Raw genomic sequence first — 13,587 nt, forward strand, 5'->3', positions numbered from 1 at the left:
TTGTTCGCCGTGGCGAACAATGTTTCCATGAATCAAGTCATTGCTTACGCAAGCTGTCATATGAGCGCCCTAATATCCCCGACGCGTCAGGAGGGGCCGCTTGGTTCGGCGGCCGGCCTTAATGTGGACTGACGGCAGGGAACCAACTCGTTCAAACAGTCTTCGATTCAACAATGAAAAATGCTCTCCTCGCAGTGACATTCGCTGCCTGCGCCACGTCGGGCGCCGCCTTTGCCCAGTCGTCCAACGTGACGCTCTATGGCATCGCCGATGCCGGCATCAGTTTCCAAAATCATGTCAATGGTGGCGCCAACGGCAGTGGCTCGGTCACTGGTGTGACATCGGGCGGCCTGTCCGGCTCGCGTTGGGGTCTGCGCGGCGTGGAGGACCTCGGCAACAACCTGAAGGGCATCTTCGTACTGGAAAGCGGTTTTGATATCGACACCGGCAAGTCCGCCCAGGGTGGCCGGCTGTTTGGTCGCCAGGCCTATGTTGGCCTGCAGGGCGATTTCGGCGCCGTGACCCTGGGCCGTCAGCAGAACTCGCTGTACGACCTGTTCGGAGCCTATGATCCGATGGCGGTCGGCCCGATCTACTCGCTGAACTCTGTAGACAATCAGTTCAACGGCCGCGCCGATAATGCCATCAAGTACACGGGCAAGTTCGGTGGCCTGACGGCAACTGGCTTCTACAGCTTCGGCCGTGACGTGAACACTGGCCTGGGCGGTGAAGTGCCAGGCCACTTCAAGGTCGGTACCAACTTTGGCGGTGGTCTGGCCTACGCGAACGGCCCGTTCTCGGTGGGCGTTGCCTATGACCAGTTCCAGGGCAGCACCCTGGCTTCAGCGGACCTGACCGCCAAGCGCGCCGCGATCGGCAGTTCGTATGCCTTCGGCGATGCCAAGGTATTCGCTGGCTACCGCTGGATGCGCGATGAGGTCACCACGGGTACGGCCCGTCACGATAACCTGTACTGGCTTGGCGCGAACTACAGGTTCACGCCGGCCTTCACGCTGACCGGCGCGGCCTACTATACGGACGCCCGCACTGACAGCAAGGATTCGTGGATGTTCGTGCTGAACGCGGACTATGCCTTCTCCAAGCGCACCGACGCGTACCTGCTGCTCGGCTATGTGAGCAACAAAGGGAATGCAACCTACGGCGTAACCGGTACCGCGAATACGCTGCCAGGACAGAACCAGACCGGCGCGATGATTGGCGTTCGCCACCGGTTCTGATGCAGCTTGAGCACGCGCATCAGCGCGTGCGGACGAAAGAGATTCATATCGACCTTGGCTTGTCACTGGGTTCAAGGACGTTGGCCGGCAGCTATGCCGGCCTTTTTTCTGGTTATTCGCAGGAATACGGGGAATGGGCAATGATGGGGTTGTCGTGCTTGGCAGGCGCTGCTGTTTCGCCGGCGTAGCCGGCGGGGGGCCTGTCCGTATTTTTGTGTGCGAGGCGGTTTTGAATTCTGTCAGCTTCGAGCGGCAGTAAATCGCTCGCCATACAGAATAGCAAACTGATTCATGGCGGACTTCCAGTCATAGGTCGTGCGAACGGACTTGGTCAGCACGTTGCGCAGCGCCAGCCACAGCAACTTGATCGCAGCTTCATCCGAAGGGAAGTGGCCCCGGGTCTTGATGATCTTGCGCAACTGCATGTTCAAGCTCTCAATGGCATTCGTGGTGTAGATCACACGCCGGATGTCGGGCGGGAACACGAAGAACGGTATGACGTGCTCCCAGGCGCGTCGCCACGACTGCACGATCATCGGGTACTTGGCTCCCCACGGGCCGTCGGCGAAGTCCTGCAGCGCCTGCCCGGCCTCTTGTTCGCTGGCCGCGCTGTAGATCGGACGCAGCGCCTGTGCCAGCACCTTGCGGTCCTTATAGTTGGCGTATTCCAGGCTGTTGCGGATCAAATGCACAATGCAGGTCTGCACCGTCGTGCGGGGATAGGCCGTGGCAACGGCCTCCGTCAACCCCTTGAGGCCGTCGACCACTGCGATCAGGATGTCCTGGCAGCCTCGGTTCTTGAGTTCATTGAAGACCTTGAGCCAGAACTTGGCGCCTTCGGTCTGCTCGACCCACAGGCCCAGCACGTCGCGCTGGCCATCTGCCTGGATTCCCAATGCCAGATACACGGCCTTATTGCTGACGATGCCGTCACTGCGGATCTTGACCCGCAACGCGTCGAAGAACACGACCGGGTACATGGCCTCAAGCGGACGGTTCTGCCAGGCGATGGTCTCGGCCATGACCTCGTCGGTGACCGAGCTGATGAAGTCCGGGGAGACTTCGGTGCCGTAGCTCTCGGCCAGAAACGCCTGGATCTCGCGCACGCTCATGCCGCGCGCGTACATGGCGATAATGCGCTCATCGAAGCCGGTAAAGCGCCGTTCGTGCTTCGGGATCAGAACCGGATCGAAACTGCCATCGCGGTCGCGTGGCAGTTCGACCCGCACCGGGCCGCGGTCGGTGATCACGGTCTTGCCGCTCAGACCGTTACGCGCATTGGACTGCTCGGCCGGCTTGGGCTCGCCTGGCTTGTAGCCCAAATGCATGCTCATCTCGGCGCTCATCGCCCGCTCGATGATGGCCTTGTTGAACGCCAGCATCAGATCCTGGACCTCGCCGGGCGTCATCGGCCCTTTAACCAACTCATCAAGCAAGCCGTCAGGCAAGGCAGGCAGCGGCCCGCGGGCCGCTGCCTGAGACGCCACCGTACGTTTCTTCTTCATCGGCATATCCATGGTCATTACCTCTCATGATATGCCTCGTACACAAATTTCCGGATAGGTCCCCGGCGGGGGCGGCGCCTGCCAAGAACGAGACGCCAATCCGGACAAGAGAACTTGGCACAGTCTCCAGCTTGCGATGCCGGCCATTGTCTGTCAGGCGGAACAGTTTGTCGTCCTGGAGAAGTTTTTCTCATGCTCAGTCTCAGATAGACTCCGCCATCTTTCCCAATGTCCTGAACCTTGTTCCACCCCCTCCACTCGCCAAGCAGCTTCCACCTTGGCGTTTGCCCTGTCCTAGGCATCAAAGTGCAGCACCCCCTGCATGCCATCGCCACACTGCGCTGCCGCCGATGCAACGCGCTCCTGTCGCTGACGCTTCCGTTTCGCCGCAGAGCTTGCGTGCGCGCGAGCCATTACCGCGGCCCACGCGAAGGTTGGGTGATCAATCAAGCTATATGGGCGTTGAAGGCACCCTTATTACCAGGGAGTAGGGCGTTGTGATGAACATGGGCAGCTGGCCATCCTCACGAGACTGGATTTTTTCCTTCAAGGCCTTCATTGCCGCGATGCTGGCGTTGTGGATTGCGATGTACCTTGGTTTGCCGCGTCCGTACTGGGCGATGGGCTCCGTTTACATCGTGGCGCATCCGCTCACCGGCGCGACGCGTTCGAAGGCGCTGTACCGCGTGCTCGGCACGCTGCTGGGCGCGGCGGCTGGCGTGGCGATGGTGCCGCCGCTGGTCAGTTCCCCGCCGCTGCTGATTGCGGCCGTGGCCATCTGGGTGGCTTGCCTGCTCTATGTGGCCTTGCTGCACCGTACGCCGCGCAGCTATTTGTTCATGCTGGCAGCCTATACCCTGCCGCTGGTGGCGTTGCCTTCCGTCGACAATCCCGTTGGCATCTTCGACCTGGCCGTGGCCCGTTCCGAAGAAATCTGTCTCGGAATTCTCTGCGCCAGCGTAGTGGGTGCCGTGATCATGCCGGCCAGCGTGGCCGGCGTGTTGCGCAACAAATCGCGGCAGTGGATGGCCGATGCTGCGCTGTGGGCCAGCGACATGCTGTCGCCAGGCCCCGGCGCGCAGGTGACCCGTCATCACAGCCGGCATCGCCTGGCCGCGGACATCCTGGCGTTGGACCAGTTGATCAGCCAGCTGAGCTATGACGCCGAGAGCGCCGCGCACGTGCGTGCCGCTCGTGAACTGCGCGGGCGGATGACGATGCTGCTGCCGGTGCTGTCGTCGCTTGCGTCGATCATCGAAGCGATGCGGGGTGCCGGCGGCGTTCCGGCGCCGCTAGCCTTGCGGATGCGCGCGCTGAAGGACTGGATCGAGCGTGGCAGGGCAGAGGCATCGCCCCTCGCTCACAGTCCGGTGCTGCCGGAACCGGGCCGTGATGCTGCGCTCGCCGCAGCCGCGGAAGACCAGCTGCACCAGTTGGCTGCGCTCTGGGAAGACTGCATGACGCTGTGCTGTCGCCTGGGCGAGAAGCACATCGCCGGCAAATGGGCGCCCAGGTTCGTGCGCTGGGACGTAGGCCGCGCACGCCATTATGACCACGGCATGCTGCTGTTCTCGACCGTCACGGTGGCGCTTGCGATCTTCGCGATGGGCATGTTGTGGATCCAGATGGGCTGGGCCGATGGGGCCGGCGCGGTGGCGCTTGGCGCGATCTCGTGCTGCTTCTTCGCAGCGCTCGACGAGCCCGCGCCCATGATCCGGTCGTTCTTCCACTGGAACGTGGTCTGCCTGTTGATCTCGCTTGTGATGCTGTTCGCGGCGTTGCCGATCGCCCATGACTTCGAGATGCTGGTGCTGATGTTCGCGGTGCCGTACCTGATTATCGGGCTCCTGGTTGCCCAGCCGCGCCTGGCCATGATCGGCATGCCGCTGGCCGTGGTCACGGCCAACGACATCGGCATCCAGGGCGCCTACAGTGCCAACTTCCAGTCGTTCTTCAACAGCAACGTGGCCGGCATCGCGGGCATCGCGTTTGCGCTGGCCTGGACGCTCGTTGTGCGCCCGTTCGGTACGCGCGCTGCCACGCGGCGCCTCGTGCGTGCCGGCTGGGGCGATATCGCCGAGAACGCAATGGGCACGCGGGCCGAATCCCATGCCCGTTTGCGCGCCCGCATGCTGGACCGCCTGGCGCAGCTGGTGCCACGTCTGGCGGCAACTGAAAGCGAGGTTTCGGACGACGGCTTCAGCGAAGTGCGTGTGGAACTGACTACGCTGGCCCTGCAGCGGGAGATGGCAGACATGCAGCCAGAGGAGCAGCATGCGGTCAGACGTGTACTGCGCAGCATCTCCACCTACTACAAGGCACGCCTTGACGGCACGCTCGACGCACCACCGCTGGCGTTGCGCAAGCGCCTGGCCAATGCGCAGCAGAAGGTTCACTCGCGCATCGCGCTGGCCGCGCTTGTCGAAATGCAGGTGGCCCTGTTTCCTCCGGCGCTGCCGGAATCCATTTCCGGAGAAGCTTGATGCCCGGTGAAATCAGCATCTATGGCGTATTCATTCCCAGCCTGCTGGTCTGGATGCTCGCCGCCTTCCTCCTCACGAGCGCCGCGCGTGCCGTACTGGTGCGGGTGGGCTTCTACCGGCACGTCTGGCATCGTTCCCTCTTCAATCTGGCGCTTTACGCAATCGTCCTCGGTGGGGTGGTTGGCATCGTGCCTTGGCTGCAGTCATGAAATTCAAACTTTCTTCTCTTGGGCCGGTCCTGCTGACACTGGCCGTCACAGCCGTGGGCGCTGTCGTCGTCAAGCACCTTTGGGACTATTACACGGTGGCGCCATGGACCCGCGATGGGCATATCCGTGCCGACGTGGTGCAGGTGGCACCGGATGTTTCGGGACTCGTCACCCGCATCGCGGTCAAGGACAACGAGCATGTGAAGGCGGGCGATGTCCTGTTCGAGATCGATCGCGAACGCTATGCGCTGGCGCTGCGCCAGGCGGAGGCGACCGCGGCGGCGGTACGTGCAAATCTTGCACAGGCGCGGCGCGAGGCCTCGCGCAGCCAGGCGCTCTCTGAAGTGGTATCGAAGGAGATTGTCGAAGAAGGCCTCGCCAAGGTGCAGCAGGGCGAAGCCCAGCTTGCGCAGGCCGAAGCCGCCGTCGACGTGGCAAGGCTGAACCTGGCACGCACGCGTGTGGTGAGCCCGGTCGAAGGCTACGTCAATGACCGGCTGCCGCGGCTGGGCGACTATGTCGTGACCGGCAAGCCGGTGCTGTCGATGGTCGATTCGAAGTCCTTCCACGTGGAAGGCTATTTCGAGGAAACCAAGTTGCAAGGCATCCATATCGGGAGCCCGGTCGATATCCGGATCATGGGCGAGCAGCGCGTGCTGCACGGCCATGTGCAGAGCATCGCGGCCGGCATTGAAGACCGGGACCGCAGCAATGGTTCGAACCTGCTGCCAAATGTGAACCCGACGTTCAACTGGGTCCGCCTGGCCCAGCGCATCCCGGTGCGGATCCAGTTCGATGAGATGCCCGAGGCCGTGCGGCTGGTGGCAGGTCGTACCGCCACGGTGTCGGTGAAGGGGGAGATCGAGAACGCGGACGGCCGGCCTGGCGCGGCCGCGGGGGCTGGCAAGGATGTCCCGCGTGATCAGGTCGCGCGGGCCGGCAAGGAGACGTCGATGTCGATCACCGGAGCCGTGCAGTGAAGCGCATTTCCCGCGCCACGCTGGTGGCGATGTTGCCGCTGGCGCTGGCTGCCTGCATGACTGTCGGCCCCGATCACAAGGTGCCCGACGACGCAGCCGTGAATTCTCAGGCTGCCAACGGCCTCTTCGCCGGCGCGGACAATGCCGCGGTCTCGATCGGTGAGGTTCCGGGCAACTGGTGGCGTCTGTACGACGATCCGCAGATCGACGCGGTGGTGAAACAGGCGCTGGTCGCCAACGCCGACCTGCGCGTGGCTGCGGCCAACCTGAAGCGCGCCATCGCCGTCTATCACGAGGTTGAAGCGGAAAACCTGCCGGAAGCCAGGTTCAAGGCCGGCGTGCAGCGCGGGCAGATCGCCGGCGAGCCGCTGCTCCATGAAGAGAAGATCCCCGCGATGAACTTCGGCGACATCGGGTTCGAGGTTTCGTACCTGCTCGATTTCTGGGGCAAGCTTGCGCGAGCCGACGAAGCTGCACTCGCTGCCGCACAGGCCAGCCACGCGGCGTTGGACCAGGCCCGCGTGGGCGTCGTGGCGGAAACGGTCCGCGCTTATGTGCAGGGTTGCACGGCCACGCATGAATTGCACGTCGCGGAACACCAGCTTGAGCTGCAGGAGCGCGGCGTCCAGCTGGCGCAGAAACTCGTGGATGCAGGCCGCGGCCAGCCAACGGATTTGCTTCGTGCGCAGGCACAGGCCGATACGCTGCGCTCGGCACTACCGCGATATCGCGCCGAGCGGGAAGCCGCCGCATACCGGCTTGCCGTGATGCTCGGCAAGCCGCCTGGGGCGCTTGATCTCGGCAGCGTGGCGTGCGAGCGCGTGCCGGCCTTGCGCCAGCCATTGCCGGTTGGCGATGGCGCCGCATTGCTCAAGCGCCGGCCCGATGTCCGCCAGGCTGAACGAGAACTGGCCACGGCGACGGCGAAGATCGGCGTGGCTACGGCCGACCTGTACCCGCAGATACGTATCGGCGCTTCGGCAGGCTTCACCGGTATCCTCGACCACCTCGGGCAGGCGCCCACCGCCCACTGGGGTTGGGGGCCGCTGATATCGTGGACCATCCCGACGAGCGGCACGCGTGCGCGTATCCATGGCATGGAGGCTGGCGCCGAAGGCGCGCTCGCGCACTTCGATGGGGTGGTGCTGAAGGCGCTGCGCGAAACGCAGAGCGCGCTGTCGGCCTACACGCATGAGCTCGAGCGCAATCAATCGCTGCATGCGGCGCGTGACAAGGCCAACGAGGCTGCCCGGCAGAACCGGCAGCTGTGGCAGGCGGGGCGTTCGCCGTACCTGCAAAGCCTGGATGCGGATCGTACCCTGGCCAATGCCGATGCCGCGCTGGCCGCATCGGATGCGCAGGTAGCGATGGACCAGATCAACCTGTTCCTGGCGCTCGGGGGCGGGTGGCAGGATGCGCCCGCCATTGCCAGCCATGCAGTCGGCGAGCAAACGCATTGACGCCTTGACCTGGCAAGCTGGCTGAGTCTAGCGGTGGCCAAACACCGGCTTTCTCTTTTCGAGGAAGGCATTCATGCCTTCATGCGCGTCATCGCTCGCGAAGCGCACGTGCAGGTGCCGGCGCTCGAACAGGATGCCTTCACTCAGCGACGCCTCGTAGGCCCGGTTGACCGACTCCTTGATTGCCATCAGAGCCGGCAGGGAATAGCCGGCAATGGTGGTGGCCAACGCGAGCGTTTCCTCCATCAGCCGCTCGTCGGCGACAACGCGCGACACCAGCCCGTAACGGTCGGCCTCGCTCGCATCGAGCTGCCGCGCCGACAGGCACATGTCCATCGCCTTGGCCTTGCCGATCGCGCGAGGCAGACGCTGCGTGCCGCCGGCGCCAGGCAGCATCGCGAGCTTGATTTCCGGGAGCGCGAACTTCGCGCTTTGCGCGGCCACGATCAGGTCGCATGCAAGCGCAAGCTCGCAGCCGCCTCCCATCGCGAAGCCCGCGACCGCGGCGATCACCGGCTTGCGCACGCGCCGGATCGTCTCCCAGTTGCGCGTAATGAAGTCGCTGCAATAAACGTCCATGTAGGACCAGTCGGCCATGGCCGCGATGTCGGCGCCGGCGGCGAAGGCCTTCGCACCGCCGGTCAGGACAATCGCACCGATGCCTTCGTCCGCGTCGAGCGCCAGCAATGCTGCGCCGAGCCGGTCCATCATGGCGTCGTTAAGGGCGTTGAGTTGCTGCGGCCGGTTCAGCGTGACGATGCCGACACGCCCGGTACGCCCGACGAGAACCACTTGCTCTTCCATTTCTTATCTCTCCTGGCGGCGGGATGGACGGCTGATCAGAGCGTGCCGTCGCTCAGCATCTCGCGCAGCCTGAATTTCTGGATCTTTCCTGAGGGGGTGGCGGGCATCGCGTCGCGCACCGCCAGCCGCTCAGGGATGTACTGGATCGCCACCTTCTGTGCCTTGAGGAACTCCACCATGCCGGCGAAGTCGACATGCTGGCCCGGCTTGGGCACGACCACGGCGCAGGCTCGCTCGCCAAGTCGCTGGTCGGTATAAGCGACGATTGCGACTTGCGCGATGGCGGGGTGCTTGTAGAGCAGCGCCTCGATCTCGAACACCGGAATGTTCTCGCCACCTCGGATGATGACGTCCTTGCTGCGTCCGCTGATGCGGATGTAGCCATTGGCATCCATGCTGGCCAGGTCGCCGGTGTCGAACCAGCCGTCGGCATCCGTGCCGTTCAGTTGCGGCCGCTTCAGGTAACCACCGAAGTTCGAACACGAGCGCACCATAAGCCTGCCAACCTCGCCGGGCGGCAACGGCTGCCCGGCGGAATCGATGACCTGCAAATCCACGCCGGGGAGCGGGCAGCCATCGGTGGTGAAAGCGAGCTGGTCGTCGTCATCGAGCCTGATCAGGGTGACCGCGCCGTTCTCCGTCATGCCCCACGCCGAGACGATCTTCGTGCCCAGTACCCGCCGTGCCTGCTCGACCAGCGGGCCTGGGATCGGGGCCCCGGCACACAGGAAGGTGCGCAGGCTTGGCACCGTGCCGCCGCTTTCCTGGACGGTCTTGGTGAGGTCAGTCAGGAACGGCGTCGAGGCCATTGTGAAGCTGACGCCTTCGGCGCGGATGAGTTCGATGGCCTTGTTCGGCTCCCATGTGTCCTGCAGGACCACGCCGGCCCGCAGCATGATGGGCATCATCAGGCCGTACATGAAGCCGGTCTGGTGCGCCATGGGCGACGCCATCAGGATGACGTCGTCCCGGCTCAGCCTCAGGCGATCGGCGTACGGCAGGATGTTGGCCATCAAGGTGTTGGCCGAGTGCATCACGCCCTTGGGCTCGCCGGTCGTGCCCGAGGTGTAGATCAGCTGCGTGATGTCGTCGGGGCCTGGCCGGTGGCTTGTCAGGATGGCTTTGGCGTCTGGCTCGCGCTCCCACTCGGGACTCGTGAGCAAGGTATCGAAGTCATCGGCACCGCCGCCGCCCACGACGATGATGCGCCGCAGGGATGGCAAGCCCGGTTGCAGCGAGCGAGCCATTGCCTCGTGATCGAAGCCTCGGAACACCTTCGGCACGACCAGGACTTTCGCCTCCGAATGCTTGAGCATGAACGAGAGTTCGCGCTCCCGGAAGATATGCATCAGCGGATTGAGCACCGCACCGATGCGCGAACAAGCCAGGTAGAGCAGGCTGAACTGCCACCAGTTCGGCAGTTGCATCGCCACGACGTCATTGCGGCCAACGCCCAGGCGGGCCAGGCCCACGGCGATCCGATCGGCCATCGCCCCCAGCTCGCGGTAGGTGAAGCGCCGGGTTTCCCCCGTTTCGACCCGAACGGCTGTCAGGGCGAGCTTGTCGGGGCAGGCGGCAATGCAAGCGTCCAGATCGCCGTTGATCGTGCGATCGTGCCAGTAGCCCCTGGCGATGCTTGTGGCGCGGCGCGGCGCCAGCAGGACGGCGTCGAATTCCATGGCATGTCTCCTTTTTTCGTTATGGGAAGCAAGCAGGAACAGGCGTGATCAGGCCGGTACCGCGCCACGGCCGGCGCGGTCGCGGGCGATGATGGTCTTCATGATCTGGGCGGTGCCGTCGCCGATCTGGAAGCCCAGTACATCGCGCAGGCGCTGTTCCATCAGGCCGCGGTCATAGCCGCCATGCCCGTGCATAAGCAGGCACTGATGGACGACGTCGTAGGCCAGTTTGGGGGCCCACCACTTGCACATGGCGGCCTCGGCGCTGTGCGGCGCGCCCTTATCCTTCAGCCACAGCGCCTGCAGGCACAGCAGCCGGGCGGCCACGACCTGCGTGTCGAAATCAGCCAGCGGATGGGAGACGCCCTGGAAGGCGGACAGGGGTTTGCCGAACGCCTGCCGTTCCGCGGCATAGGCCCAGGTTTCCTCGAGCGCCACGCGGGCCACGGCGAGCACCTGGAGCCCGATCAGCGCCCGCGAGAAATCGAAGCCCTGCATCACCTGCACAAAGCCCTTGTTCTCTTCGCCGAGCCGGTGGTCCACCGGGACGCGCACGTTCTCGAAGAAGATAGAGCCACGGCCGATTGCCCGTTGCCCATGGCAGTTGAAGCGATTGGTCGTGATGCCGGGCAGGTCCATGGGGACGAGCAGTGCCGTGACGCCGTGCGCCGCGGACTCGACGGACCCGGTACGTCCGAAGACCACTGTCGCATCGGCCTGGTCGGCCGCGGAGATCGAGGTCTTCTCTCCGTTGATCACGTATTCGTCGCCGACGCGCTCGACCCGCAGGCGCAGGTTGGCGGCATCCGAGCCGCCGCGCGGTTCGGTCAGCGCGATGGCCAGCAAGGCTTCGCCGCGCGTGAGACGGGTCAGCCAGGGGCGTACGACGTCCGGCTTGCCGTGGTGCGCAAGGATCTGTCCGTTGAGCGAAGCCAGCAGGTTGATATAGGAGAGGCTCAGGTCGGCCCGGGCCACCTCCTCGTGGATAACGCCGGCGGCAAGGCATCCCAAGCCCTGGCCGCCGTACGCCTCCGGCAATTCCGGGGCGATGAACCCCATCTCGCCCATCTCGCGCATGAGGGTACGGTCGAGCACGCGAGTGTCGTCGCGCTCCTGGAAACCCGGCGCGATGCGGTCGGTTGCGAAGCGCCTGGCGTGGTCGCCAAGGGTTACGAGGTCTTCATTGAGATAGGGGTTCATGGCTTGTCTCCTGGGGGGAGCAGGGCAAAGGGGTGGGCTGGCGCGCCCGGCGTGCGCGCCATGCAACATAAGGAGAATCGATCGGTGGCCGCGCTTACTTCGCGTACTTGCGGAACTCCGGCTTGCGCTTTTCCTTGAGCGCGGCCACGCCTTCGCGCGACTCTTCGGTGTCGTAGTACAGCTTCAGCGCGTACATGCCCATGCCGGCGATGCCGCTCTGGTGTGCCGTGTCCATGTTGAAGCTGCGCTTGGCGATGGCCAGTGCCGTGGGGCTGCGCTCGCAGAGTTCTTCGCCCCACTTCTGTACTTCCGCGTCCAGCTGGTCGTGCGGCACGCATGCATTGGCCAGGCCCATCGCCACGGCTTCCTGCCCCGAATAGCGTCGGCACATGTACCAGATTTCGCGGGCCTTCTTCTCGCCGACGACCCGTGCGAGGAACGCGGTGCCATAGCCAGGATCGACCGATCCCATCTTGGGGCCCACCTGGCCGAAGATCGCCTTCTCCGAACAGATGGTCAGGTCGCAGATCGTGCACAGCACATTGCCGCCGCCGATCGCGAAGCCTTGCACGCGCGCAATCACGGGCTTGGGCACGTTGCGGATGGCGTCGTGCAGTTCTTCCATCGGCAGGCCGATGGTGCCGCGGCCGTCGTAGTTGCCGTCATGCGCCGACTGGTCGCCACCCGTGCAGAAGGCGCGGTCGCCGGCACCGGCCAGCACGATGGCGCCTACGCTCTTGTCGTAGCCGGCCTTGTTCAGGGCCTTGATCAGCTCATCGCAGGTCTGGCCGCGGAACGAGTTCATCTTGTCCGGGCGGTTGATGGTGATCCAGGCCACGCCGTTGCGGTTCTCGTACAGAATGTCTTCGAAGGTCATTTCTCAGTCTCCTCTTGGGTTTGCCGGGATCAGCCGTTCATCGTCAGGCCGCCCGACACGCTCAGTACCTGGCCTGTCACATAGGCGGCGTCATCGCTCGCGAAGAACAGCACGGCCCCAGGCAGGTCATCCGGCTGGCCGATACGGCCCAGAGGAATGGAACGGGTGAACGCTTCCATCAATTTCTCGGGGTTGCCTGCGCCTTCCTTGTATTCGGCAAACAGCGCCGTATCGGTCGGGCCCGGGCAGACCACGTTGACGGTGATCCCGTGGCGGGCATGCTCACGGGCGATGGTCTTGGAGAACGACACCAGACCGCCCTTGCAGGCGGCATAGACTGCCTCGCCAGAAGAGCCGACCCGTGCGGCGTCCGAGGCAACATTGATGATGCGGCCCTGTTTGCGTGCCGACATGCCGGGCAGTACGGCATGATGCATATGCAGTGCCCCGGTCAGGTTGATCGCAATGAGCTTGTCCCATTGCGCCGGCTCGGTCTTGGTGAATGGCTTGAACACATCCCAGCCGGCGTTGTTGACCAGCACGTCGATCGGCCCGAGCTTCGACTCGGCCGCGGAGACGGCGGCATCCACGGCGGCACGGTCCGTGATGTCGCAGGGGAACGCCTCGGCCAGGCCGCCGTCGGCCCGGATCTCGGCGGCCACTTTTTCCGCCGCCTCCAGATTCAGGTCGAACACCGCGACGCGCGCGCCTTCCTTGCCGAAGCGGCGGCAAGTCGCCCCGCCAATTCCGCCGCCACCGCCCGTGATGACTACCGTTTTGCCTTCGAATCGCTGCATCGTGCCTCCTATTGCTTGTGATGGCCCTGGTTTGGGCAACATACGTCTCAATGACATCTCATATGAGTAAATATATTGACGTATATTAGCAGGGTGGCATCCAAGCGCAAGTGGAGGCGTCTCTGGGCAATACTATGGAATACCCCTAGTTATGGAGTCATCAATTGAGGCCGTGCTTGCACATGGGATTTTTTCATTTTTTAGATGTGCAAATATGTTGCGCAGAAACAGAGGGGTGGGTCGTGGGGCGAGGGGGCTAGCCACACAACAATGGACGGTCCTCGGGGCCTTGTCCCCGAGAAAGGGGGAAGGGGGCGCGTGTCGTCACGGATGGGTGTAGCCCCCATGGGCCGAT

Annotated in this window: 11 protein-coding genes; 5 read left to right on the forward strand and 6 right to left on the reverse strand. The window is 64.1% G+C overall.

The features are described 5' to 3' along the window. The first annotated feature begins 173 nt into the window (after positions 1-173). Positions 174-1,238 carry a porin gene (locus tag CupriaWKF_RS07655; RefSeq protein WP_276100384.1) on the forward strand — a complete coding sequence of 355 codons (1,065 nt, stop codon included), beginning with the start codon at positions 174-176 and terminating at the stop codon, positions 1,236-1,238. 239 nt (positions 1,239-1,477) lie between these two features. Here CupriaWKF_RS07655 and CupriaWKF_RS07660 read toward each other — a convergent pair whose 3' ends face one another. Beyond that, positions 1,478-2,743 (reverse strand): IS256 family transposase, encoded by a 1,266-nt coding sequence (locus tag CupriaWKF_RS07660; protein ID WP_276097757.1) that lies wholly within the window; start codon positions 2,741-2,743, stop codon positions 1,478-1,480. 506 nt (positions 2,744-3,249) lie between these two features. On the opposite strand from CupriaWKF_RS07660, the gene CupriaWKF_RS07665 reads away from it, so the two are divergent. Genes CupriaWKF_RS07665 through CupriaWKF_RS07680 form a run of 4 tightly spaced genes read left to right on the forward strand, consistent with a single transcriptional unit; the run spans position 3,250 to position 7,875 of the window. After that, complete coding sequence (locus CupriaWKF_RS07665) at positions 3,250-5,226, forward strand: FUSC family protein (protein ID WP_276100709.1); 1,977 nt, start codon at positions 3,250-3,252, stop codon at positions 5,224-5,226. Continuing rightward, on the forward strand, positions 5,226-5,435 hold the full coding sequence (locus tag CupriaWKF_RS07670; RefSeq protein WP_276100385.1) for a DUF1656 domain-containing protein: 210 nt from the start codon (positions 5,226-5,228) through the stop codon (positions 5,433-5,435). The genes CupriaWKF_RS07665 and CupriaWKF_RS07670 overlap by 1 nt, the downstream gene beginning before the upstream one ends. Then, entirely contained in the window at positions 5,432-6,415 is a 984-nt protein-coding gene (locus CupriaWKF_RS07675; protein WP_276100386.1) for an HlyD family secretion protein, read from the forward strand. The genes CupriaWKF_RS07670 and CupriaWKF_RS07675 overlap by 4 nt, the downstream gene beginning before the upstream one ends. Continuing rightward, a complete protein-coding gene (locus tag CupriaWKF_RS07680) occupies positions 6,412-7,875 on the forward strand; it encodes a TolC family protein (protein ID WP_276100388.1) in 1,464 nt (487 codons plus the stop codon). The genes CupriaWKF_RS07675 and CupriaWKF_RS07680 overlap by 4 nt, the downstream gene beginning before the upstream one ends. A gap of 27 nt (positions 7,876-7,902) precedes the next feature. Here the strand turns inward: CupriaWKF_RS07680 and CupriaWKF_RS07685 are convergent, their stop codons facing one another. The 5 genes from CupriaWKF_RS07685 to badH all read right to left on the reverse strand — a co-directional run bounded on the left by CupriaWKF_RS07685 (position 7,903) and on the right by badH (position 13,232). Then, positions 7,903-8,679 (reverse strand): enoyl-CoA hydratase, encoded by a 777-nt coding sequence (locus CupriaWKF_RS07685; protein WP_276100389.1) that lies wholly within the window; start codon positions 8,677-8,679, stop codon positions 7,903-7,905. Between the two features lie 35 nt (positions 8,680-8,714). After that, a complete protein-coding gene (gene aliA, locus CupriaWKF_RS07690; protein ID WP_276100390.1) occupies positions 8,715-10,358 on the reverse strand; it encodes a cyclohexanecarboxylate-CoA ligase in 1,644 nt (547 codons plus the stop codon). Positions 10,359-10,406: 48 nt separating this feature from the next. Next, positions 10,407-11,558 carry a cyclohexanecarboxyl-CoA dehydrogenase gene (gene aliB, locus CupriaWKF_RS07695; RefSeq protein ID WP_276100391.1) on the reverse strand — a complete coding sequence of 384 codons (1,152 nt, stop codon included), beginning with the start codon at positions 11,556-11,558 and terminating at the stop codon, positions 10,407-10,409. Positions 11,559-11,652: 94 nt separating this feature from the next. Next, the gene (gene badI, locus CupriaWKF_RS07700) at positions 11,653-12,435 is read right to left on the reverse strand and encodes a 2-ketocyclohexanecarboxyl-CoA hydrolase (protein ID WP_276100392.1); all 783 of its coding nucleotides are present in this window, start codon (positions 12,433-12,435) and stop codon (positions 11,653-11,655) included. 29 nt (positions 12,436-12,464) lie between these two features. Next, positions 12,465-13,232 carry a 2-hydroxycyclohexanecarboxyl-CoA dehydrogenase gene (badH, locus tag CupriaWKF_RS07705; protein WP_276100393.1) on the reverse strand — a complete coding sequence of 256 codons (768 nt, stop codon included), beginning with the start codon at positions 13,230-13,232 and terminating at the stop codon, positions 12,465-12,467. Positions 13,233-13,587: the final 355 nt, after the last annotated feature.

Source organism: Cupriavidus sp. WKF15 (assembly GCF_029278605.1).
Lineage (GTDB): Bacteria > Pseudomonadota > Gammaproteobacteria > Burkholderiales > Burkholderiaceae > Cupriavidus.